Source organism: Bradyrhizobium sp. 521_C7_N1_3, from assembly GCF_052075975.1.
Lineage (GTDB): Bacteria > Pseudomonadota > Alphaproteobacteria > Rhizobiales > Xanthobacteraceae > Bradyrhizobium > Bradyrhizobium japonicum.
This window is the reverse complement of the sequence record NZ_CP197232.1, coordinates 981,258-1,004,322: the sequence shown is the minus strand read 5'-3', so window position 1 is coordinate 1,004,322 and position 23,065 is coordinate 981,258. Positions and strand designations below refer to the sequence as shown.

22 protein-coding genes are annotated in these 23,065 nt (G+C 65.5%); 10 read left to right on the top strand and 12 right to left on the bottom strand.

Annotation, left to right across the window (positions count from 1 at the left end; translation table 11 throughout):
* The first annotated feature begins 41 nt into the window (after positions 1 to 41).
* Positions 42 to 3,551 (top strand): PAS domain-containing hybrid sensor histidine kinase/response regulator, encoded by a 3,510-nt coding sequence (locus tag AB7008_RS04645; protein WP_028160027.1) that lies wholly within the window; start codon positions 42 to 44, stop codon positions 3,549 to 3,551.
* 7 nt (positions 3,552 to 3,558) lie between these two features.
* On the opposite strand, the gene AB7008_RS04640 is transcribed toward AB7008_RS04645, so the two are convergent.
* The 4 genes from AB7008_RS04640 to AB7008_RS04625 form a co-directional block, all read right to left on the bottom strand.
* Positions 3,559 to 4,383, bottom strand: a complete 825-nt coding sequence (locus AB7008_RS04640; RefSeq protein ID WP_304492620.1) for an SDR family NAD(P)-dependent oxidoreductase — start codon at positions 4,381 to 4,383, stop codon at positions 3,559 to 3,561.
* 17 nt (positions 4,384 to 4,400) lie between these two features.
* A complete protein-coding gene (locus tag AB7008_RS04635; protein WP_304492619.1) occupies positions 4,401 to 4,964 on the bottom strand; it encodes a cytochrome P460 family protein in 564 nt (187 codons plus the stop codon).
* Positions 4,965 to 5,034: 70 nt separating this feature from the next.
* On the bottom strand, positions 5,035 to 6,063 hold the full coding sequence (locus AB7008_RS04630) for an alpha/beta fold hydrolase (protein WP_304492618.1): 1,029 nt from the start codon (positions 6,061 to 6,063) through the stop codon (positions 5,035 to 5,037).
* 35 nt (positions 6,064 to 6,098) lie between these two features.
* Positions 6,099 to 6,518: an organic hydroperoxide resistance protein gene (locus tag AB7008_RS04625; RefSeq protein WP_304492617.1), complete on the bottom strand. Its 420-nt coding sequence runs from the start codon at positions 6,516 to 6,518 to the stop codon at positions 6,099 to 6,101.
* A 195-nt stretch (positions 6,519 to 6,713) separates the two neighbouring features.
* On the opposite strand from AB7008_RS04625, the gene AB7008_RS04620 reads away from it, so the two are divergent.
* The 3 genes from AB7008_RS04620 to AB7008_RS04610 all read left to right on the top strand — a co-directional run bounded on the left by AB7008_RS04620 (position 6,714) and on the right by AB7008_RS04610 (position 11,637).
* Positions 6,714 to 9,554: an ATP-binding protein gene (locus tag AB7008_RS04620; protein ID WP_441258517.1), complete on the top strand. Its 2,841-nt coding sequence runs from the start codon at positions 6,714 to 6,716 to the stop codon at positions 9,552 to 9,554.
* A gap of 201 nt (positions 9,555 to 9,755) precedes the next feature.
* Positions 9,756 to 11,183 (top strand): S8 family peptidase, encoded by a 1,428-nt coding sequence (locus AB7008_RS04615; protein ID WP_441258516.1) that lies wholly within the window; start codon positions 9,756 to 9,758, stop codon positions 11,181 to 11,183.
* 94 nt (positions 11,184 to 11,277) lie between these two features.
* On the top strand, positions 11,278 to 11,637 hold the full coding sequence (locus AB7008_RS04610; RefSeq protein ID WP_014498489.1) for a hypothetical protein: 360 nt from the start codon (positions 11,278 to 11,280) through the stop codon (positions 11,635 to 11,637).
* Between the two features lie 12 nt (positions 11,638 to 11,649).
* On the opposite strand, the gene AB7008_RS04605 is transcribed toward AB7008_RS04610, so the two are convergent.
* Positions 11,650 to 12,324 carry a response regulator transcription factor gene (locus AB7008_RS04605; protein ID WP_441258515.1) on the bottom strand — a complete coding sequence of 225 codons (675 nt, stop codon included), beginning with the start codon at positions 12,322 to 12,324 and terminating at the stop codon, positions 11,650 to 11,652.
* Positions 12,325 to 12,667: 343 nt separating this feature from the next.
* Here AB7008_RS04605 and AB7008_RS04600 point away from each other — a divergent pair, with 343 nt between their 5' ends.
* Positions 12,668 to 14,293 carry an MFS transporter gene (locus AB7008_RS04600; RefSeq protein ID WP_196236586.1) on the top strand — a complete coding sequence of 542 codons (1,626 nt, stop codon included), beginning with the start codon at positions 12,668 to 12,670 and terminating at the stop codon, positions 14,291 to 14,293.
* 63 nt (positions 14,294 to 14,356) lie between these two features.
* Here the strand turns inward: AB7008_RS04600 and AB7008_RS04595 are convergent, their stop codons facing one another.
* From AB7008_RS04595 to AB7008_RS04585, 3 genes are all read right to left on the bottom strand, one after another.
* Positions 14,357 to 14,830 carry a secondary thiamine-phosphate synthase enzyme YjbQ gene (locus tag AB7008_RS04595; protein ID WP_028160019.1) on the bottom strand — a complete coding sequence of 158 codons (474 nt, stop codon included), beginning with the start codon at positions 14,828 to 14,830 and terminating at the stop codon, positions 14,357 to 14,359.
* 160 nt (positions 14,831 to 14,990) lie between these two features.
* On the bottom strand, positions 14,991 to 15,509 hold the full coding sequence (locus AB7008_RS04590; protein ID WP_028160018.1) for a hypothetical protein: 519 nt from the start codon (positions 15,507 to 15,509) through the stop codon (positions 14,991 to 14,993).
* A gap of 41 nt (positions 15,510 to 15,550) precedes the next feature.
* Positions 15,551 to 15,793 (bottom strand): hypothetical protein, encoded by a 243-nt coding sequence (locus AB7008_RS04585; RefSeq protein ID WP_196236585.1) that lies wholly within the window; start codon positions 15,791 to 15,793, stop codon positions 15,551 to 15,553.
* 75 nt (positions 15,794 to 15,868) lie between these two features.
* On the opposite strand from AB7008_RS04585, the gene AB7008_RS04580 reads away from it, so the two are divergent.
* The 5 genes from AB7008_RS04580 (at position 15,869) to AB7008_RS04560 (ending at position 18,513) form a co-directional block, all read left to right on the top strand.
* Positions 15,869 to 16,243, top strand: a complete 375-nt coding sequence (locus AB7008_RS04580; protein WP_304492614.1) for an AtpZ/AtpI family protein — start codon at positions 15,869 to 15,871, stop codon at positions 16,241 to 16,243.
* 112 nt (positions 16,244 to 16,355) lie between these two features.
* The gene (locus AB7008_RS04575) at positions 16,356 to 17,105 is read left to right on the top strand and encodes a F0F1 ATP synthase subunit A (protein ID WP_014498496.1); all 750 of its coding nucleotides are present in this window, start codon (positions 16,356 to 16,358) and stop codon (positions 17,103 to 17,105) included.
* A gap of 53 nt (positions 17,106 to 17,158) precedes the next feature.
* Positions 17,159 to 17,389: a F0F1 ATP synthase subunit C gene (locus tag AB7008_RS04570; protein ID WP_007599451.1), complete on the top strand. Its 231-nt coding sequence runs from the start codon at positions 17,159 to 17,161 to the stop codon at positions 17,387 to 17,389.
* A gap of 66 nt (positions 17,390 to 17,455) precedes the next feature.
* Positions 17,456 to 18,022, top strand: a complete 567-nt coding sequence (locus tag AB7008_RS04565) for a F0F1 ATP synthase subunit B (protein WP_014498497.1) — start codon at positions 17,456 to 17,458, stop codon at positions 18,020 to 18,022.
* Positions 18,023 to 18,027: 5 nt separating this feature from the next.
* Positions 18,028 to 18,513 (top strand): F0F1 ATP synthase subunit B family protein, encoded by a 486-nt coding sequence (locus AB7008_RS04560; protein WP_441258514.1) that lies wholly within the window; start codon positions 18,028 to 18,030, stop codon positions 18,511 to 18,513.
* Positions 18,514 to 18,722: 209 nt separating this feature from the next.
* Here the strand turns inward: AB7008_RS04560 and AB7008_RS04555 are convergent, their stop codons facing one another.
* From AB7008_RS04555 to thrC, 4 genes are all read right to left on the bottom strand, one after another.
* Complete coding sequence (locus tag AB7008_RS04555) at positions 18,723 to 19,373, bottom strand: hypothetical protein (protein WP_028160015.1); 651 nt, start codon at positions 19,371 to 19,373, stop codon at positions 18,723 to 18,725.
* Between the two features lie 119 nt (positions 19,374 to 19,492).
* Positions 19,493 to 20,080, bottom strand: coding sequence for a GNAT family N-acetyltransferase (locus AB7008_RS04550; RefSeq protein ID WP_028160014.1), 588 nt, complete (start codon positions 20,078 to 20,080; stop codon positions 19,493 to 19,495).
* A gap of 39 nt (positions 20,081 to 20,119) precedes the next feature.
* Positions 20,120 to 21,409, bottom strand: coding sequence for a M16 family metallopeptidase (locus AB7008_RS04545; RefSeq protein WP_028148714.1), 1,290 nt, complete (start codon positions 21,407 to 21,409; stop codon positions 20,120 to 20,122).
* Positions 21,406 to 22,824, bottom strand: a complete 1,419-nt coding sequence (thrC, locus tag AB7008_RS04540) for a threonine synthase (RefSeq protein WP_441258513.1) — start codon at positions 22,822 to 22,824, stop codon at positions 21,406 to 21,408. The genes AB7008_RS04545 and thrC overlap by 4 nt, the downstream gene beginning before the upstream one ends.
* Positions 22,825 to 23,065: the final 241 nt, after the last annotated feature.

Below are 23,065 nucleotides of genomic sequence, written 5' to 3'. Positions count from 1 at the left end.
GAGTTCGGGCGCCCTCGCGCCCAGGGAGAAGCGCGCTCGCCATGCTGCACGACTGGGGCGTGATCGCTGCCGCCTTCGGCTATATCGGCTTCCTGTTCCTGGTGGCGAGCCACGGCGACCGCCGCTCGCCGGCCGGGCGCGGCCGTGCGTCCGGGCTGATCTACCCGCTGTCGCTCGCGATCTATTGCACCTCCTGGACCTTCTTCGGCTCGGTCGGCTTCGCCACCCGCGCCTCGACCGACTTCCTCGCGATCTATGTCGGCCCGATCCTGATGATCGGGCTCGGCGCCGGCGTCCTGCGCCGCGTGATCCAGCTCGCCAAAGCGCACAACATCACCTCGATCGCCGACTTCATCGGCGCGCGCTACGGCAAGAGCCAGGCGGTGGCGGCAACGGTGGCGCTGATCGCGATCATCGGCTCGGTGCCCTACATCGCGCTCCAGCTCAAGGCGGTCGCCTCCTCGCTCGAAACGATCCTGAGCGAGGACCAGGCGTTCTCCCACATCCCGATCCTCGGCGACATGGCGCTGATGGTGACGCTGGCGATGGCCGCCTTCGCCGTGCTGTTCGGCACGCGGCAGACCGACGCCACCGAGCACCAGCACGGACTGATGCTGGCGGTCGCAACCGAATCCATCGTCAAGCTGATCGCCTTCCTCGCCGCAGGCATCTTCGTCACCTTCTGGATGTTCTCGCCGCACGAATTGATCGAGCGCGCGATGAAGACGCCGGAGGCGGTGCGCGCCATCAACTATTCGCCGTCGATCGGCAACTTCCTGACCATGACGCTGCTGTCGCTCTGCGCGATCATGCTGCTGCCGCGCCAGTTTCACGTCAGCGTGGTCGAAAACTCCTCGGATGCAGAGGTCGGCCGCGTGCGCTGGCTGTTTCCGCTCTATCTCGTCGCCATCAATCTGTTCGTGATCCCGATCGCACTCGCCGGCCTCGTTACCTTTCCGTTCGGCGCGGCCGATCCCGACATGTATGTGCTGGCGCTGCCTATGGAGGGCGGCGGGGAGCTGCTCAGCGTCGCCATTTTCGTCGGCGGCCTGTCGGCGGCGACCGCGATGGTGATCGTCGAATGCGTCGCGCTCTCCATCATGGTCTCGAACGACCTCGTGGTGCCCCTGGTGCTGCAGCGGCGGCCGGAGGGGCGCACCGGCGGCGCCGATTTCAGCGACTTCCTGCTGCGCTCGCGGCGCCTTGCGATCTTCGCCATCATGGTGCTGGCCTATTTCTACTACCGCGCGCTCGGCAACACCCAGCTTGCGGCGATCGGCCTGCTCTCCTTTGCCGCCATCGCCCAGCTCGCGCCAAGCTTCTTCGGCGGGCTGCTGTGGCGGCGCGCCACCGCGCGCGGTGCGATCGGCGGCATGCTGGTCGGCTTCGCGGTGTGGCTTTACACGCTGTTCATCCCGAGCTTCATGGATTCCTCGACGGCGGGAATCCTGCTGCTCCAGCACGGCCCGTTCGGCATCGAGGCGCTGCGGCCGCAGGCGCTGTTCGGCGCCGACCTGCCGCCGCTGATGCACGGCGTGATCTGGTCGCTGTCGCTCAACATCCTGACCTATGTGCTGCTGTCGCTGGCGCGCCGGCCATCCTCGATCGAGCTGGTGCAGGCCGATCTGTTCGTACCCAACACGCTCGCGCCGATCTCCCCGAACTTCCGCCGCTGGCGCACCACCGTCACGGTGCAGGACATCCAGACCACGGTCGCGCAATATCTCGGACCCGACCGCGCCCGGCATTCGTTCGAGGCATTTTCGGTACGGCGCAATGTTCGCCTGGAATCCGGGGCGCCAGCCGATTTCGAGCTGCTGCAGCACGCCGAGCACCTGATCGCCTCTTCGATCGGCGCGGCCTCCTCGCGGCTCGTGATGTCGCTGCTGCTGCGCAAGCGGACGGTCTCGGCGAAAGCGGCGCTGAAACTGCTCGACGATTCCCACGCGGCGCTGCATTTCAATCGCGAGATCCTCCAGACCGCGCTCAACCATGTCCGCCAGGGCATCGCCGTGTTCGACGCCGATCTGCAGTTGATCTGCTCCAACCGGCAGTTCGGCGATCTCCTGAACGTGCCGCCGCATTTCATCCAGTTCGGCACGCCATTGCGTGAAATCCTGGAATTCATGGGTGTGAGCGAGCCGGACAATCCGGTCGAGCGCGAAGGCATGCTGGAGCGGCGGCTCGCGGCCTACACCACCGACAGCGAGCCTTATCTCGAGCGCCTGCCCGACCGCCACATGGTGATCGAGATTTTGACCAACCGCATGCCCGGCGGCGGCTTCGTCATCACCTTCACCGATGTCACGCCCACGTTCGAGGCCGCCGAAGCGCTGGAGCGCGCCAATGCGACGCTGGAAAAGCGGGTGCGCGACCGCACCGAGGAACTGACCCGGCTGAATTCCGAGCTGGCGCTGGCCAAGAGCGCGGCCGAGGACGCCAGCATCTCCAAGACGCGCTTCCTGGCAGCAGCCAGTCACGACATCCTCCAGCCCCTGAACGCGGCGCGGCTCTATGTCACCAGCCTGGTCGAGCGCCAGCACAGCGGCGAGGAGACGCGGCTGGTCGAGAACATCGACGAATCGCTCCAGGCGATCGAGGAGATCCTCGGCGCACTGCTCGACATATCGCGGCTGGATGCCGGCGCGATGACGACCTCGATTTCGAGCTTCAAGATGGCCGATTTGATGCGCTCGCTGGAGATCGAGTTTGCGCCGATCGCGCGCGCCAAGAACCTGGAGCTCGCCTTCGTGCCCTGCTCGCTGCCGGTCGAGTCAGACCGGCTGTTGCTGCGGCGCCTGCTCCAGAACCTGATCTCAAACGCGATCAAATACACCCCGCGCGGACGCGTGCTGGTCGGCTGCCGCCGGCAGGGCCCTTCGCTGAAAATCTGCGTCTACGACACCGGCGTCGGCATCCCGCCGGTCAAGCGCGGCGAGATCTTCAAGGAATTCCACCGCCTCGAACAGGGAGCGCGGATCGCCCGCGGCCTTGGACTCGGCCTCTCGATCGTCGAGCGTCTTGCACGCGTGCTCAAGCACGGCATCGCCATCGACGGCAACAAGAGCGGCGGCTCGGTCTTCTCCGTGACAGTGCCGACAGCCAAGGCGATCACCCACACCGCCGCCGTCACCAGCGCGACGCCGCTGGCGCGTAGGCCGATCTCGGGCGCTCTCATCGTCTGCATCGAGAACGACGCGGCGATCCTCGACGGCATGCGCACGCTGCTGAAGGCCTGGGACGCCGAGGTGATCGCGGTCGCCGACCCCGAGGGCGCGATCGCCGCGATCGAAGGCGCTGGCCGCCGCGTCACCGGTCTGCTGGTCGATTATCACCTCGACCGCGGCAACGGCATTGCCGCCATCCGCGACATTCGCCGCCGCTTCGGCGACGGCATCCCTGCGATCCTGATCACCGCCGACCGCAGTCCCGCGGTGCAGGTCGCCGCGCGCGAGGAAAAAATCGCGGTGCTCAACAAGCCGGTGAAGCCGGCCTCACTGCGCGCCCTGCTGGGACAATGGCGCACGCAGCAGATGGTGGCGGCGGAGTGAGACGCGGTCAGTAGTCGGTCGAGACGCTGAGTGCGCGCCACCTCTCGAGCTCGTCGAGGCGTTGCCGATCCGTCGCCGCGATGGCGTTCACGGCGTCGCTGCCGAGCGCGATCCGCAGCGGCGGGCTGTCCATGTCGACGAGCTCCAGCACGACGGCGGCGGCCTTCGCCGGATCGCCAGGCTGGCGGCCATCGTAATCGCGCTGCATCCTGACGGCCGCGCCAACGACGGCGTCGTACTCCGCCCGCCCTTCGCCGGTCGCATGCGCGGACTGCGCAAAGCCCGTACGGAAGCCGCCGGGTTCGACGATCGTCACGTGCACGCCGATCAACGCCATCTCGCGCGCCAGCGATTCCGAAAAGCCCTCGATGCCCCATTTCGCGGCCGAATAGGCCGCGCGTGCGGGGGCTCCGATCCGTCCGCCGACGGATGAGAATTGCACGATATGCCCGCGGCGCTGCCGGCTCAGCACGGGGATCGCCGCCTTGGTGACGATGATGGTGCCGAGCAGATTGACCTCGATCTGCTGACGGAACGAGGCCAGGCTCGTGTCCTCGACCGATCCGAGATCGCCATAGCCGGCATTGTTCACGACCACATCGACGCCGCCGAATGCCGCCACGGCGAGGCCGATGGCCGCTTGCGCGGCAGCCTCGTCGGTGACGTCGAGCCTTGCGAGCCGCAGTCTCTCGCCAAAGCGCTCACTCAACGGTTCGAGCGGCTTCGTGTCCCGGGCCGTGGCCACCACGCGATCTCCCGCCGCAAGTGCGGCTTCCGTGATGGCGCGTCCGAGCCCGCGCGAGCTGCCGCTGATGAACCAGATCTTTGACACGGTGGGCTCCTGATTACTCAAGGCGCAAGCCGGGTGAAAACGTAGTCGCGGCCCTTGGCGCGGGCATCATGGCAGGCGAAGCAGGTGCGGTGCTGGGCCTCGTCAACCGGCTTGCCATTGACGAAGCGCCCGAACCCCCAGCCGCCGGTGGACGCATATTTCCTGGAATCCTTGACCATCACCTGCACCGTGGTGGCCGCGCCGGGGATCGTCGCGGATGCGAATTCCGGTGACTGTTTCCGCTTCCATGCGCGCTTGACCAGAATGGTGCCGTCCGGGAACGGAAGTTTTCCGGCCTGATAGGCCTCGATTGCTGTCTGATTGCCGACCACCGCGCGAAGCTCGTCGAGCGGTGCCGCCTCTTCGGCGGGCGCGATCAGCTCCCACTGCTTGTAACCCGCAGGAATCGTGACGCCGAAGATCGGCGAGGCGTCTGCCGCATTGCCTTGCACCGGCCCCTCGGCGAGAGCGATCGAGACCAGGTAGGGCACGCAAGTCAGGAGAACGACGAGAAGGAGCGCGGCAACCGTGATAGCCGTCGCATAAGAGCGCTTCTTCTTTTCAGGTTCGATGGACGTCATGACGTTCCTTCATGCTGGGATCGTGGCATCCTCGGTCCAGCCGCGCTGGACCGAGGCATCGAATGAACGCTCAGGCGCCGTCGGCATCGATGACGGCCTTGGCGAAGGCTTGCGGCGCTTCCTGCGGCAGATTGTGGCCGATGCCGCCGGTGATCAGGCGGAAGTCGTACCGGCCTGAGAACCTCTTGGCATAGGCGCTGGGGTCGGGATGCGGCGCACCGTTGGCGTCGCCCTCCATCGTGATCGTCGGGACGCTGATCACCGGAGCTGCGGCGAGCTTCTTTTCGAGCTCCTCGTATTTCGCTTCGCCCTGGGCGAGCCCGAGCCGCCAGCGGTAATTGTGGATCGTGATCGCGACATGATCCTTGTTGTCCAGCGCCGCCGCGCTCCGGTTGAAGGTCGCGTCATCGAACTTCCATTGCGGCGAGGCGAGCTTCCAGATCAGTTTGGCGAAATCATGCGTGTACTTCTCGTATCCGGCGCGGCCGCGCTCGGTCGCGAAATAGAACTGGTACCACCATTGCAGCTCGGCCGACGGCGGCAGCGGCGCGTTGCCCGCGGCCTGGCTGGAGATCAGGTACCCGCTGACCGACACCAGCGCGCGGCAGCGATCCGGCCACAACGCAGCGATGATATCGGCGGTGCGCGCGCCCCAGTCGAAGCCGGCGATGACAGCCTTCTTGATGTCGAGCTTGTCCATCAGCGCGATGATGTCGACGGCCATGGCCGCGGGCTCGCCGTTGCGCGGCGTCTCGCTGGAAAGGAAATGCGTCGAGCCGTAGCCGCGCAGGTACGGGATGATCACGCGATAGCCCGCCTTTGCCAGGATCGGCGCGACATCGACGAAGGCGTGAATGTCGTAAGGCCAGCCGTGCAGCAGGATCGCCACGGGACCGTTCGAGGGACCTGCTTCAGCATAGCCGACATTGAGAACGCCGGCATCGACCTGCTTGATCGGACCGAACGACGCATTCGATGCGGACGACTTCGACGCGTCCGTCTCGGCACGGGCGAGGTCGATGACGCCGAGACCGACGGCGACGGTGCCCGCGGCGACGCCAAAGAACTTGCGGCGATGCTGGTCGATGAGCTGCTTCATGATGGTGCTTCCTTTTTGATGGTTGGCGATGGTGATCAGATCAGTGCGACCGCGACGTCGATGTTGCCGCGCACGGCCTTGGAATAAGGACAGGTCTGGTGCGCTTCATCGACGATGCCGCGCGCGACCTCGCGATCGAGGCCCGGCAGGCTGACATTGAGGCGCGCCCGGAGAGCGTAAGTGCCCTCATCGAGAAGAAGGTCGATTTCCGCATCGATCGCGCATTTTCTCGGAAGCACGATTTTCCGCCTGCGCGCGGCCATCTCCATGGCGCCTTCGAAGCAGGCCGACCAGCCGGCCGCGAACAATTGCTCGGGATTGGTACCGATGCCCGCGCCGCCCGGCGGCGACAATTTGACATCCAGGCGGCCGTCGGAGCTGCGCGATATGCCGTCCTGTCGTCCACCGCTGGTGTGGGTCTTGCCCGTGTAAAGCAGTCTTGCCGCTTGCGTCATGAAGGTCTCCTTGCCGTCGCGCAATTGACTATCAGCCGTCCTCGCCAGACACCCGTTGGGACTTGTGAGAAGTTGTGAGGCCGGCAGGGAACTCGGTGACGAGACCTGCAAGCGCGGTCTGAGGCCGATGCAAAGCCGGCCTTGCCGGATCGCCCTCCGCTGGCTATGCGGTTTCCAAATGAGCAAGATTTCGCGATGACTGAGCCGGCCGCGCCCGCGGCATCGACATTGTCGTTCGGGCCATTCACCGTGACGCCGCATGAGCGGCTCGTGACGCGCGACGGTGTCGCGCTGCCGATGGGTGCAAAGAGCTTCGATACGCTGATTGCGTTAATGTCACGGCCGAACGAGGTCGTCAGCAAATGGGATCTGATGGCGGAGGTCTGGCCCGGCATGACCGTCGAGGAAACCAATCTGCGTTTTCACGTCGCAGCCCTGCGCAAGTCGCTCGGCGACGGCAAGGACGGCGCCCGCTATATCACCACGCTCTCCGGCCGCGGTTATTGCTTCGTGGCGCCGATCTCGCGAACGGACGCTGCAGCGGAACCGCATCCCGCACCGCGGGTGAACCTGCCGCCCGTAAAACTACCTAACCGGCTGCAACGCATGGTCGGCCGCGACGATGCGGTCACCGCCGTCTCCGACAAGCTCATCGGCTCGCGCTTCGTCACGATCGCCGGCCCGGGCGGCGTCGGCAAGACCGCCGTTGCGGTGGCGATCGCGCACGACCTGCTCGAGACTTTCTCCGACGCCGCGCATTTCGTCGACCTCGCCGCGCTCAGCGATCCCGATCTCGTGATCACCTCGATCCTGCTGATGCTGGGCTTGCCGGCGCAGACCGACGATCCCCTGCCTGCACTGCTCGCCCATCTCGGCGACAAGCGGATGCTGCTGATCCTCGACAATTGCGAGCACGTCATCGCCGCCGCAGCGCCGCTGGCAGCTGAAATCTTTCACGCCGCACCGCATGTCCATATCCTCGCCACGAGCCGCGAAGCCCTGCGCGTCGAGGGCGAGCAAGTCTACCGGTTGGCGCCGCTCGCCGTTCCCCCTGACAATCCCGGGCTGACCGCGGCTGCCGCACAGACCTATCCCGCGCTTCAGCTCTTCCTCGAACGCGCCATGGCCGGCGGCGCGCAGATCGCGCTCGACGATGCCAATGCCGCAATCGTCGCCGGGATCTGCCGCAAGCTCGACGGCATGGCGCTGGCGATCGAGCTCGCCGCCGGCCGGGTCGAGGCCTACGGCCTGGAGCAGACGGCCGCCCTGCTCGACGAACGCCTCAATCTGCTCTGGCAGGGCCAGCGCACCGCGCCGCCGCGGCAGAAGACGTTGCAAGCGACGCTGGACTGGAGCTACGGGCTGCTGTCCGACACCGAGCGCCTCGTGCTGCGCCGGCTTGCCGTCTTCGCCGGTCACTTCACCATTGACGCCGCGCTCGAAATCGTGCCGGACGAGCGCGTCGACCGCTCGCGCCTGTTCGATGCCATCGACAGCCTGGTCGCCAAGTCCATGGTCGCGCCGCGACCGGTCGGCGCCATGATGCGCTACCGTCTGCTCGACACGACGCGCGCCCATCTGCTCGAGATCGAGCCGGACGAGACCGCGCTTGCCGCCCGCCACGCAACCTACTACCGGCGATGGCTGGAGCAGGCCGGCACGACATGGGCGACGGTGCCGAGCGCCGACGAACGCGCGATTCATTTCTCCGCGCTCCACAACGTGCGCGCCGCGCTGGACTGGTGTTTTGGCGCGAACGGCGACGCGAGCATCGGCATTGCGCTCGCCGCCGCGGCGGCTCCGATCTTTCTCGCGATGTCGCTGCTGATCGAATGCCGGCGCTGGTCGGAACGGGCGCTGCTTGCGATCGATCCACCCGCGCGCGGCAGCGCCGAGGAAATGCACATCCAGGCCGCCCTCGGATTGACCTTGATGTTTACGCGTGGCGGCAGCGAAGCTGCGCGTGCCGCCCTGAGCCGCAGCCTGGCGATTGCCGAGGCGCGCGGCGACGCGCCGAACCAGCTCCAGCTGCTCGGCCGCATGCACATCTTTCACGAGCGGATGGGACAGTTTGGCGCCGCGCTCGGTTATGCGCAGCAGAGCCTCACGGTCGCCGAGACGCTCGGCGATGCCGCCTCCATCGCCCTCGCCCATTCGCTGCTGGGTGTCTCCTTGCATCTGGCCGGCGAGCATCGCGACGCCCTGAGCATGCTGGAGGCCGCCTGGCACGGGCCGGGCACGGAGCGGATCAGCACGGTCCACGGCTTCGATCACCGCAACCGGGCCGGCATCTCGCTCGCCCGCGAACTTTGGTTGCAGGGCCGGCCGGCGGCTGCGCGGCAACTGGCGCGGCGGACGGTCACCGAGGCCGCGCAGATGGACCATCCGATCACGCTCTGCATCGCGCTGATCTGGGCGGTCTCGATCGATCTCTGGAGCGGGGATCTCGACGGCGCGGAAGAGAACATCGACCGTTTCATCGCACATGCCGAAACGCGCTCGATGGGCCCTTATCTCGCGGTCGGCCGCGGCGTCAAAGGCGAGCTGGCGATCCGGCGCGGCGACGCTGCTGGCGGGGTCGAGACGATACGGGCCTGTCTGCGCGAGCTCCACGACGCCGGCTACGAGCTGCTCACCACGACGTTCAACATCGCGCTCGTGCATGGCTTGCTGGCGCTTGGGCAGATCGAGCGGAGCGCGCGCCTGATCGACGACGCGATCGGCCTCGTCGAGCAAGGCGGCGATCATCTCTACATGCCCGAGCTGCTGCGCATGAAGGGCAATGTGTTGCTGTCACTGCCGCAACCTGCCGCCGATGAGGCCGAGAACCAGTTCAGGCGATCGCTTGACCTGAGCCGCCGCACGGATGCGAGAGCCTGGGAGTTGCGAGCGGCGATCGATCTCGCGAAATTGATCGCCGGGCGCGGCCAGCGCGCGGACGCGAAGGGGTTGCTTCGATCGGCGCTCGGAGGATTCTCCGAGGGCTCACAGACCTCGGATATCGGGATCGCCAACAAGTTGTTGGAGACACTCTAGGAAGAGCACCGTCGGCCAGGCGCTGACCGAAACGGTATCTCGATGTTCGAGGTTTGCGCCGCGTATCCCTGCGACATCCTCTCTCGTTGCAACTCCCGGCAAATGGACTAGCATCAACCATTGCGAGCATTTTATCGCATGTTGAACCTATTCAGTTGATTGCCTTTAGCACGTCCATTTCAATCATCCGGAGCCACGACAATGGCAGGGTCCAGCCTCGAGGATACACTGGCCGCGATTGGCTATGTCAAAGTGATTGTCACGATGAAGGACAGGGCGGCGGTCGCCGCCACGTCCGAGACCGCGATGCAGGATCATTTCATCGCGCCGGACACTGCCCAGACACAGAGTCTCGTGGCGGCGGCGACGCGCTCCGCTGGCCGCCAGATCAGACGAGCGGAGAGCCTGGCCGAGCGCCGCGTGCGCATCTACCCCAACCTTGGACTCGCGGTCGGCAGCGTGGATGCCAGCGGCCTCGTTTCGCTCCAGGCTGATCCGCAGGTGGGCAAGGTCGACAAGGCTCCGGAGATAAGTCTGATCAAGCCGGTCGAAGCCCGTCCAATCAAGACCGGAGTCGGTCCGACTTGGGGCATCAAGCGCTTGAACGTGGAACGCCTTTGGCAGGCGGGATTCACCGGCCAAGGCGTGGTGGTCGGTCACCTCGATACCGGCGTCGACGGCAAGCATCCGGCATTGGCCGGAGCCATCAAGAAGTTCGCCGAGTTCGACCTGGCGGGAGATCAGGTTCCGAACGCACCGGCCCGCGACAGCGGCGTACACGGCACTCACACCGCGGGGACGATCGTCGGCCGGCCGGTCAGCAAGGGGCGGTTCGGCGTCGCACCGGAAGCCCAGCTCGCGAGCGCGATGGTGATCGAGGGCGGGCAGGTGATCGAACGCATCCTGGCCGGCATGGACTGGGTGATCGGCGAAGGCGCCCGAGTCCTGAGCATGTCACTCGGACTGCGCGGCTTCACGCCGGCATTCCAGACTGTGATCGATGCCTTGCGCGCGGCCAACGTTCTGCCGGTCATTGCGTCCGGCAATGAAGGCCCCCGGACGAGCCGCTCGCCGGGCAATTACGCGAACGTGTTGTCGATCGGCGCGATCGACGTGCACGACGTCGTGCCCGATTTCTCCAGCAGCCAGAGCTTCAATCGCGCGATCAGCCCATTGTGCCCGGCGATCGTCGCACCGGGGGTCGCGATCACGTCCTGCGTTCCCGGCAAAAAATACGAGACCATGAATGGGACATCGATGGCGACGCCCCACGTCGCGGGTCTTGCAGCCCTCCTGCTGCAAGCCAGGCCGACCGCAACGGCGGACCAGCTCGAAGCCGCCATCATCGGCTCCTGCGCGCGCCCCGAGGCGATGGAAGAGGCCCGCGCGAACCATGGGGTGCCCGATGCCGTCAGGGCCTACGAACTCCTGACCGGATCGCAGCTTCCCGCCGCGCAGGTGAGCGTCGCGCCCCGGCGGCGCACGCCCGCGAAAAAGCGCTCTGCGAGGGGGCGCTCGTCGTCGCATCCGCCGCGTAGCGTCGCCAAGAAGATGGCACGCCGGCCGAAGGTTGCCGCATCGCGGCGCACCGCGCGCAAGAAGAGCCCTTCGAAGCGCCGGCCCGCCTGACTTCGCGGCAATTCTTGTTGCGGCCAGCTAAAAGCCGGCCGCAATAAGCGCTATATTGGCCGGGCCGTCAGGGATTCCCGCACAGGAGCCGGCCATGACCGACAAGACAAAGCCTTCGCCCGAATGGGAAGGGAAGGCTGTCGTCAATCGATTGCGCCAAGCCACCAAGCCCGGCCAGCCTTCGTCAGTTCAGGTGTTCCTGAACGATGACGTTGCCGCGAGCGACCTGCAGGAGAAGGCAAGGGAAATCGTCACTGACATGAGCGCCAGTCTCGATCTGCCGGCCAATGCGATCAAGCTCGGCAAGGTGTTTCGCTTGGCCAAGTCGTTTTCGGTGTCGACCGACGTGCCCGACGTCTTCGATGCCCTCGCAAGGCATGGCGACGTCAAGAGCATCCTGGAATCGGTACAGCCGGATATCCTGCCCAAGCCGACGCGCGAAAAAGGCGACTGACCCGATCGCGGTCTACGATCCGGTCGGGTTGCCCTGCTTCCACTGGCCGCCGGCGATCTTGGCCGCGGCAATCACCGCCTGGGTGCGGCTCTCGACGCCGAGCTTTTGCAGGATCGCCGAGACATGCGCCTTGATGGTGGCTTCGGAGACGCCGAGCTCGTAGGCGATCTGCTTGTTGAGCAGCCCTTCCGACAGCATCATCAAGACCCGGACCTGTTGCGGCGTCAGCGTCACCAGGCGGTCGCGCAGGCGCGTCATGTCGGGATCGGCGGCGGCCGATAGATCGGTGTCGGTGGGAACCCAGACGTCCCCCTCCATTACCTTGAGGATCGCGTCGCGCAAGGTCTCGACGCCGAATCGCTTCGGGATGAAGCCGGAGGCGCCGAAATCGAGCGAGCGGCGAATCGTGGCGCTGTCGTCGGAGGCCGAGACGATCACCACCGGGATGGCCGGGTACTGCGCGCGCAGATAGATCAGCCCGGAAAAGCCGGAGATCCCGGGCATCGAGAGGTCGAGCAGAACCAGATCGACGTCGGATGTCTGTTCCAGCAGCTTGGTGAGATCCTCGAACGATCCGGCCTCGTCGATCCTGGCCGAGGTCAGGACGCCCGCCACCGCTTGCCGCAACGCGTCGCGGAACAGGGGATGGTCATCGGCAATGACGAGATGGGTCGAAGGAGCGCTCATCGTTCTCTTGCTGGCATTCGCACCGGGCCAGTAGGCCGGCCCGGGGCCTTGGTCAATTCTTTCCCGACCGGCCGTGGCATGCAAGTGGGCATTATCCCTTTGCGGGAACGGGGTTAACCCATGGTCGAGCGCGATCGTGCCGGATTGAAAGGTCCGCGGCGTCAGGTGCGCGTCAGTGCGCAAGGCCGAAAGTCGTATTGGGGCGGGTTTCACGCCGATGTTACCTTGGAGCCAAGACCTGGGTTGATCCGGCATGACCGGATATCCGGGGCGCGAGGAAACGCATTTCGGGGAGCGACTCAACATGTCGACAATGGCTGTGTCTCAGGCGGGCGCGGGAGGGATGACGAAGGACGAACGGTTCGTCATTCTCGCCTCCTCGCTCGGTACCGTCTTCGAGTGGTACGACTTCTACCTCTACGGTTCGCTGGCCGGCATCATCGGCGCGCAGTTCTTCTCGGCCTATCCGCCGGCAACTCGCGACATCTTCGCGCTGCTGGCCTTCGCCGCGGGCTTCCTCGTCCGTCCGTTCGGCGCCATCGTGTTCGGGCGCGTCGGCGACATCGTCGGCCGCAAATACACCTTCCTCGTCACCATCCTGATCATGGGTCTGTCGACCTTCATCGTCGGCCTGCTGCCCAATGCGGCGACCATCGGCATCGCGGCCCCGATCATCCTGATCGCGCTGCGCCTCGCCCAGGGCCTGGCGCTCGGCGGTGAATATGGCGGTGCGGCGACCTATGTCGCGGAGCATGCTCCGAACGGCAAGCGTGGCTACTACACCTCCTTCATTCAGACGACCGCGACGCTCGGCCTGTTCCTGTCGCTGCTGGTGATCCTGTTCACCCGCACCGCGACCGGCGAAGCCGACTTCGCGGCCTGGGGCTGGCGCATTCCATTCCTGGTCTCGGTGCTGTTGCTCGGCATCTCGGTCTGGATCCGTCTCCGCCTCAACGAATCCCCGATCTTCCAGAAGATGAAGGACGAGGGGAAGAGCTCGAAGGCGCCGCTGACGGAAGCCTTCGGCAACTGGCAGAACGGCAAGCTCGTGCTGCTCGCGCTGCTCGGCGGCGTGATGGGCCAGGGCGTGGTCTGGTACACCGGCCAGTTCTACGCGCTGTTCTTCCTGCAATCGATCCTGAAGGTCGACGGCTACACCGCCAACCTGCTGATCGCATGGTCGCTGCTGCTCGGTACTGGCTTCTTCATCGTGTTCGGCGTGCTCTCCGACAAGATCGGCCGCAAGCCGATCATCCTCGGCGGCTGTCTGATCGCGGCGCTGACCTTCTTCCCGATCTTCAAGATGATCACCACCAACGCCAACCCGGCGCTGGAAAAGGCGATCGAGTCGGTCAAGGTCGACGTGGTGGCGGATCCCGCGGGTTGCGGCGACCTGTTCAACCCGGTCGGCACCCGCGTCTTCAGCGCGCCCTGCGACACCGCACGCGCCTACCTGTCGGGCGCGTCGGTCAAGTACTCGACCGTGCCCGGCCCGGCGGGCTCCGGCGTGAAGGTGGTGGTCAACGGCAAGGACGTTGCCTACGCCAACGCCAAGGACGGCAATCCGGCGCTGCTCGCCGCCGTGCAGGCAGCCGGCTATCCGAAGCCGGGCGATGCGGGCATCGTGAAGATGTCGCATCCGTTCGACATCTTCCGTCCGCAGGTGGCCGCGACCGTCGGGCTGCTGTTCATCCTGGTGATCTTCGTCACCATGGTGTACGGCCCGATCGCCGCGATGCTGGTCGAACTGTTCCCGACCCGCATCCGCTACACCTCGATGTCGCTGCCCTATCACATCGGTAACGGCTGGTTCGGCGGCCTGCTGCCCGCGACCGCGTTCGCGATCGTGGCCTCGACCGGCGATATCTATGCGGGTCTCTGGTATCCGGTCATCTTCGCATCGATTACCGTCGTGATCGGCTTCTTCTTCCTGCCCGAGACCAAGGACGTCGACATCAAGGCGACCTGATCGACAGCAGCGATCGACAATACGAACCGGCCGCGGTCTCCGCGGCCGGTTTTGTTTTGGGGCCTAATGATTGCTGCCGATGAATTGCAGCACCACCTCGCGCCGGTGCGGGCGGGCGCGATGCTCGATCAGGTAGATCGCCTGCCAGGTGCCGAGCGTGAGCGTGCCGTTCAGCACCGGCACGCTGATCGAAGTCTGCGTCAGCGTGGTCTTGACGTGCGCCGGCATGTCGTCGGGCCCCTCGGTGTCATGCGTCCACCCGGCATTCTCGGGCGCGAGCCGCGACAGTGCCGTGGTGAGATCGACGAGCACGGACGGATCGGCGTTCTCCTGGATCGTCAGCGAAGCCGAGGTGTGCCGGATGAACAGCGTCAGCGCGCCATCGCGCGCGTGAACCTCATTGATGAACTTCGCGGCTTCGCTGGTGAGATCGGTGAAGCCGCGGCCGGGCGTTTGCACGGTCAGCAGTGACGATGCGACGGTGGTGGCTTGCACTGACGATGGCGTCGAACGCGTGACGGATTTGCCTGATGTCATGAAATGTCTCGATTGATCGAACACTGCCGTCGGGTGGGCAAAGGCGCATAGCGACGTGCCCACGTCTTCTTACGTCACGGTGGAAACATGGCGGGCACGGCGTAGGAACGCCTTTGCCCACCCTACGGCAGCTCAACGCATGGATGGCGCGAACGGGTCCTCAAATCTTCCCCGAGACGTCCTTCTGCACGCGGTTGGCCATGTCGATCAGCCGGCGCCAGGCCTTTTCAAGGAACGACATCACCCGATCGACATCCTGGTCGCTGGGCAGCGGAATCTCGATCTTGCGGTCCCCCTCGGCGACCTTCGGGTCCTTCTTGAGCGGATCGGATTTCGGCAGCGCCTCGTCGATCTTGCCTGATACGGTCGGCCCCGCCGCGATCTGCCCCTTCAGCTTCTCGACCTCGGCCTGGAGCCGGCCGATCTCGGCGTCAAGCGCGGTGCGTTCGTCGGGCACCGCGTAGCAGGCCCAGCCGGCGCCGTTCCTGCTGCAGGTCGATACCGTGCCGGTGCGGGTGTCGAGCCGCAGCACGCCTTCGGGGATGGGCGTCATGCTGTAGCGGCCGTTTTCGCTGTCGGGCGCGGACTGTGCGGCAACCAGGCCGCCGCCGATGGTCATCACCGCAGCGAATACCGCCGCTGCAAGCCATGATGCTGTGGATGAATTTGCTGGTCTCATCGCGCTCTCCGCCATGGCGCTTCTGCGGCTTCTCTTCAATTCTACACCCCGGCGAGGCAATCCGCCGCCCAAAACGCGCCACCGATATCAATGATCGCGGCAATCCCTTTGATCCCGCCGGCAGGACGAAATGGTGGTCGCATTCGCCGATCATGAAGAGAGCTGCTGCGGTGCGGCGTCACGCTGTGTGCGGCGCTGCCGCGCGCGCCAATATCATCAAGTAAATCAGATACATAATAGAACGCGACGCAATCGTGACTTGGCTTGACTTGATTATGGGCCATCAGTATGGTCCGCGCGGCTTTTGAGGGTGGCGGGCGTAATTTCCATTCAGCCGCGGCGTTTCGGGTCTTCGTTGCATGACACAGGGCACGGGGCACGGCGAGAATGGGGATCGCGATAGATCGTCCGAGGAAGCTGCGCTTTCCGAACGGCTCGGGAATCTTGATCAGCGGTTGTCCGAATTCCGGGACCGACGAACCAAGACCGAGCAACCCGCAGGTGACGGTGAAGACAGAGCGGCCAGAGCCTCGGCGATGGCGCTTGGTTTCCGGTTATCCTCCGAGTTGATCGCCGGGGTCGTTGTCGGAGCGGGGATTGGCTGGGGTTTCGACCGCTTGCTGTCGACGTCGCCTTTCGGATTTATCGTGTTCCTGCTGCTGGGCTTCGTGGCCGGCGTGGTGAATGTGGTGAGAACGGCAGGCGCGGGTCAAAACAGGCGCGGTGGTTCTTAAGCGGTCCGCACCAACAGAGGAATGATCGTGCCGGCCATGCCGGTACGGGCCGGCCCGGCCGGCAGACCGAGACCCGCCGGCATTGCCCGGCAGACCAAGAGATGCCGCGCTGATGAAAATCGACCCGATCCACCAGTTCAACATCGAGCCTCTCTTCACGATCGGCCATATCGGCAGTCACACGATCGCCTTTACCAATTCATCGCTCTACATGCTGGTGGCGGTCGCGATCATCTCGATCCTGATGCTCGCCAGCGGCACGCAGCTGGTTCCCGGACGCCTCCAGTCGGTCGCCGAAATCTCCTACGAGTTCGTGGCATCGACCATCCGCTCGACCGCCGGCGCGGAAGGCATGAAGTTCTTCCCGCTGATCTTCTCGCTGTTCATGTTCATCTGCGTCTCGAACCTGGTCGGCATCATCCCCTACACGTTCACGATCTCGAGCCATCTGATCGTGACGGCAGCGCTCGCGCTCCTGGTCTTCTTCACCGTGCTGATCTACGGCGTCGCCAAGAACGGCCTGAAATTCTTCTCGATCTTCGTGCCCCACGGCGTCCCCGGCTACATCCTGCCGCTGGTGATGTTCATCGAGATCCTGTCGTTCTTCCTGCGGCCGGTCTCCCACAGCGTCCGTCTGTTCGCCAACATGCTGGCCGGCCACATCGCGCTGAAGGTGTTCGCGGGCTTCGTCGCCATGCTCGGCTTCTCGCTTGGCGCCCTCGGCTGGGTCGGCGGCGTGCTGCCGCTGGCGCTCACGGTCGCACTGTACGCCCTCGAGATCCTGGTCGCGTTCCTGCAAGCCTATGTGTTTGCGATCCTGACCTGCATCTACCTCAACGACGCCATTCATCCGGGACACTGAGCGGTCCGGGGAATTTCCACCCAAAACCCAATCTTTCTTCCAAGGAGTCTAAAATGGATCCGGCAGCAGCAAAACTTATCGGCGCGGGCATCGCGTGCATCGGCATGGGCGGCGCGGGCGTCGGCGTGGGCGTGATCTTCGGCAACTACCTCGCCGCAGCCGTTCGCAACCCCTCGGCCGCTCAGGGCCAGTTCGGCAACCTGATCTTCGGCTTCGCCGTGACCGAAGCGCTCGGCATTTTCTCGCTGCTGATCGCGCTGCTGCTGCTGTTCGTTCCGCTCTGAGGACGACGTTTTTCGCGCCGTTCCATTCCATTGGGACGGCGCGTGTGACTGCAACAGGAGAACTCCGTGGCTGAAAGTCATGGCGGCGCAAAAGGTCCGGCGGCGGGCGCTCACACCGAGGCTGACGGTGGTCACCACGGTGGCGGTTTTCCGCCGTTCGAGAGCAGCAACTACGCTTCACAGCTGGTGTCGCTCGCGATCTTCTTCGTCCTGCTTTACGTGATCGTGTCCAAGCTCGCTCTGCCGCGCGTCGGCGGTGCGATTGAGGCGCGTCAGAACAAGATCGAGGGTGACCTCGCCGAAGCGCAGAAGCTGAAGGACCAGTCCGACGCGGCGCTGAAGGCCTATGAAACCGAGCTCGCTTCGGCGCGCGCGCGGGCACAGGCGATCGGCAACGAATCCCGCGACAAGGCGAATGCGCAGGCGGAAGCCGAGCGCAAGGCGCTGGAAGAACAATTGGCGGCCAAGCTCGCCGGGGCGGAGAAGACCATCGCCTCGACCCGCGCCACCGCCATGAGCAACGTCCGCGGCATCGCGGCCGATGCGGCAGGCCAGATCGTGCAGCAGCTCGCCGGCGTCGCTCCTGACGCCGCGTCGGTCAATGCCGCGGTCGATGCGTCCTTGAAGGGTTAGTCGATATGTTCTTCGATCCTGAAACCTGGGTCGCCATCGCCTTCGTGATCCTGATGGTCGTGTTCGGCTATCTCGGCGTGTTCAAGTCGGCGATGACCGCTCTGGATCATCGCGCGGCCCGTATCAAGGCCGAGCTCGACGACGCAACACGCCTCAAGCAGGAAGCTGCCAAGGTGCTGGCCGACTACAAGGCGCGCAGTGCCACGGCCGAGCGCGAGGCTGCCGAGATCATCGCCAACGCCAAGTCCGAAGCCGAGCGCATCGCGACCGAAGCCAAGGCGAAGATGGAAGACTTCGTCGCCCGCCGCACCAAGACCGCGGAGAGCAAGATCGCGCTCGCCGAGGCCCAGGCGCTGGCCGATGTCCGCGCCGCAGCCGCGGAAGCCGCCGTCCAGGCCGCCTCCACGATCCTGTCGCAGTCGGTCAAGGGCCAGGTCGCCGACGACCTGCTCGCCAAGGGCATCAACGAGGTTCGGCAGAAGCTGAACTGAGGGGCTTTGCGTTCACCAGTCAAAAAGCCGGCGCGAGAGCGCCGGCTTTTTTGTTTGACGGTGTCTGTAGCCAGAAATTGGATGTCATCACCCGCGAAAGCGGGTGATCCAGTACGCCGCGGCATCTCGATTCTGGCCTCACTGTCTCGGAATACTGGATTGCCCGCCTTCGCGGGCAATGACAGTTGAGATTGCCGCGAGATCTTGCCCTACTTCTTCTTCCTTGCCTTCGGCTCGGGCGAGAGCGCCTGCGGGTCGAAGCCGACATAGAAGATGTAGGAATCGGCGACCTTGGCCGAAGGCATCGGATAGACCAGATCCTCGGCGACGAAGGTGAAGGGCACGCTGCCGCCCTCCGACATCTCGACCGTGGTCCGGTAGGCCTTCGAGGCGATCACCTTCTCACCGACGCCGCCCTGCACCACGGCGATGCGCAAGGGCACCTCGACGGTCGCGGGCGCACCGGCGGGACCTGCGATCACCCGCCCCTGGATGCCGATCCGGGCCGTGATGCCCTCGGCACTGCGGGCGCATTCGCGCGCCATCTTGGTGATCGAGGCCTGGAAGCGGATCTCGTTGCCGACGGCCGGCTTGCCGGCGGCACCGACCGCATAGGTCGAGGCCCCCGCGCGCACCGTGACCTGCGGGCAATCGACCTCGTCCTCGGCCGGCTGGCCGGGCGCAGGCGGCGGCTTGGGCTGGGCCGGCTCGTCGGACTTGCCGCCGAACAGGCTCTTGAAGCGGTCGGTGAGCGACTGGGCCGCCACCGGCGAGACCGAGGCGAGCGCAACCGACAACGCCAGCGCGATCCCCGTCCCCCGCCGCAACGCATTCCGCGATGACCGAAGCTTCTTCACCATCAACGCCGATACTCCATGACCATCTTCCGGCCGATTGCCGGCCGGCCAGCGGTTTATATCGCCAAAATCGGCGAACCCAAGGCAGCAAACAAGGAGACTTTGGCAGCAGGAGCGGCAGCTCAGCCGCGGAAATCCTCGTGCAGCAGGCCGAACAGCAGGTGGTCCTGCCAGACCCCGTTGATGCAGAGATAGCGGCGCGCCAGGCCCTCGCGGGAGAAGCCGCACTTCTCCAGCACCCGGATCGACGGCGCATTGGTGGGAATGCAGGCGGCCTCGACCCGGTGCAGATTGAGCTCGCCGAACAGCGTCGGCAGCAACACCCGGAGCGCCGCCGTCATGTAGCCGCGATGGGCATGAGGCTTGCCGATCCAGTAGCCGATGGTGCCGGCCTGGACGATGCCGCGGCGGACATTGGCGAGCGTGATGCCGCCGACCATGGCGCCGTCGAGCTCACGGAAAATCAGGAAGGGATAGGAGCGGTCCGCGGCGATGTCCTCGGAATAGCGCCGCAGGCGGCGGCGGAAGCCGGACCGGGTCAGGTCGTCCGACGGCCAGATCGGCTCCCAGGGCGTGAGATAGTCGCGGCTGGACTCGCGCAAATGCGCCCACTGTATGAAGTCCGACATCTGCGGCGCGCGCAGCAACAGGCCGTTGCCGCGCGGCGCGAGGGCGGCGGGTCCACTGGATGGCAGGCGAAACAGGGCCATGGTGATGCTTCCCGGGGCAGATCAGCCCGTGCGCGGCTCCTAATGCAGCCGCGCCTTGGCACGTGCCCGGGTCAATCCTTCCGCAAAAGACACCGCCGTGTCCAGACCCCTGCCACTGCCCAATGCGACAACTGCAGGGCGGCTCCGCGAAAGCAGCGCACGCGCCGCATCCCGGGTCGATTCGACGCTGACGGCGTCGATCCGGGCCACCAGTTCCTCGACCGTCTGCGGCCGGCCATAGGCCAACACATGCCGGGCCAGCTGCTCGGCGCGGGACGAGCAGCTCTCCAGCGCCATCAGGAGGCCCGCCTTCATCTGCGCCTTGGCCCGCGCGATCTCGGCCTCGGTCAGCGTCTCCACCGAATCATTCATGATGTCGACCACGACCTCCATCATCTCCGGCGCGTCGGCCGGATCGGTGCCGGTGTAGAGGCCGAAGAAGCCCGTGTCGGTATAGGGCGCGTGGAACGAGTAGATGGAGTAGCAGAGGCCGCGCTTCTCGCGCACCTCCTGGAACAGCCGTGACGACATCCCGCCGCCGAGGATGTTGGTGAAGACCTGGAGCGAGAACAACGACAGATCGCTCTGCGGCACGCCTTCCAGCGCCAGCGTCAGATGCGCCTGCTCGAGCTCGCGATGCACCACCTTGGCGCCGCCCTTGCCGAACTGGGCGGCTTGCGGCTTCGGACCCGGCGTCCCCTCGAAACTCGCAAAGCGCTTCTCGACCTCGGCGACGACCTGCTTGTGATTGACCGCGCCGGCTGCCGCCACCACCATGTCGGGCCCGCGATAATGCGTCGACAGATAACCGCGCAGCATGTCGCGGTTGAAGGCGCGCAGGGTCTTGGCGGTGCCGAGCAGCGAGCGGCCCATCGGCTGGTCGGGATAGCAGAGTTCGTTGAGATGCTCGAACACGACGTCGTCGGGCGTGTCCTGCGCGGCACCGATCTCCTGCACGATGACGTTCTTCTCGCGCTCGAGCTCGTCGGGCTCGAAAGCGGGATTGGCGAGGATGTCGGCGAGCACGTCGAGCGCGAGCGGCACGTCGGCCTTCAGCACCCGCGCATAATAGGACGTAGTCTCGGTCGAGGTGCCGGCATTGAGGTCGCCGCCGACCGCCTCGATCTCCTCGACGATCTCGCGCGAGGAGCGCTTGGTCGTGCCCTTGAACGCCATGTGCTCGAGCAGATGCGAGATGCCGTGCTCGTTCGGCTTCTCGTCGCGCCCGCCAACGCCGGCCCAGACGCCGAGCGCCGCGGTCTCGAGATGGGGCATCTCGTCGGTAACGACGGTCAGGCCGGAGGCAAGCTTGGACATCTCGACACTCATCCGGCAACTCCCTGTTTTGCGGCCCGGCTGACCGACAGCACGAACCGCTCGACCTCGGCCTGATCGTTCTTCATCACCTTCATGTGTTCGGATTTGGTCATGAGACCGTCGAGCCAGGCGGGCAATTGCGGCCGCTGGCCGCAGGCTGCCTCGACCGCATCGGGGAATTTGGCCGGATGGGCGGTGGAGAGCACGACGCTCGGCACCGTCGTGTCGGTGGTGTCGCGGTCGGCGACCGCGAGCGCGACCGCGGTATGGGGATCGACCAGCTCACCCGCCTCGCGCCAGGCGGCGCGGATCGCTGCCGCGGTTTCGGTCTCGTCGGCGCGGCCGGCGTCGAATTCTTCACGGATTGCGGCCAGCATCGCGTCAGGCAACACGAAGCGCCCCGACTGCTTCAGCGAGTCCATCAGACGGCGCACGCCGGCCGCATCGCGCCGGCCGGCCTCGAACAGCAGCCGCTCGAAATTCGAGGAGATCTGGATGTCCATCGATGGCGACGCGGTGGCGTGCACCTCGCGCACCTCGTAGATCCCGGTCTTGAGCGTGCGCGCCAGGATGTCGTTGACGTTGGCGGCGATGCGCAGCGTGCGCACCGGCAGCCCCATGCGCTTGGCGACATAACCGGCAAAGATGTCGCCGAAATTTCCGGTCGGCACGACGAAATCCACCGTGCGCGCCGGCGCACCGGCGGCGACGGCGGAGGTGAAGTAGTAGACCACCTGGGCGACGATGCGCGCCCAGTTGATGGAGTTGACGCCGGAGAGCGAGGTCGCATCGCGGAAGCGATGGTTGTTGAACATCCCCTTCACGAGCGCCTGGCAGTCGTCGAAATTGCCCTCGATGGCGAGCGCATGGACGTTGGCCGCGCCTGTGGTCGTCATCATCCGCTGCTGCACTTCGGAGATGCGGCCGTGCGGGAACAGCACGATGAGATCGACATTCTCCAGGCCCGCGAACGCGTCGACCGCGGCGCCACCGGTGTCGCCGGAGGTCGCGACCACGATGGTGGTGCGCTGGCCGCGCTTGGCGAGCACGTGGTCCATCAGCCGCGAGATCAGCTGCATCGCCACGTCCTTGAAGGCGAGCGTCGGGCCGTGGAACAGCTCCAGCACGAATTGATGCGGCGTCATCTGGCGCAGCGGCACCACCGCCGGATGGCGGAAGGTGGCATAGGCTTCGTTCGCCATGCGGCCGAGCTCGGCATCCGAAATCTCGCCGCCGGCGAACGGACGGATCACGTCGACTGCGACCTCCCAATAGGGGCGGCCGAAGAAGCCAGCGATGGCCTCGGTCGAGAGCTGCGGCCAGGTCACCGGCACGTACAGGCCGCCGTCACGGGCAAGCCCGGTCAGCATCACGTCGCAGAAGCCGAGTTCTGGGGCCTCGCCCCGGGTCGAGATATAGCGAGTCAAACTGCCCTCCAAAGGCCGGCCGGCCTTGAGCCAGATCCATAAGCCTTTGATTTTATGAAACTACTTGTTAACGGCCAGAGGCGTTGCGCCACCATAAAGTGTTTTGCGGCATCGGGAAACCGCTTCCCGTCCGTGCCCCGCTCAACGAAAAAGGGCTGCGGCGATGCCGCAGCCCTTCTCTTGGAAGGTCTGTCGTTGATTTGTGCAGACCGGTTTGCCTCGTGCGGGTTGCCGACCCGCC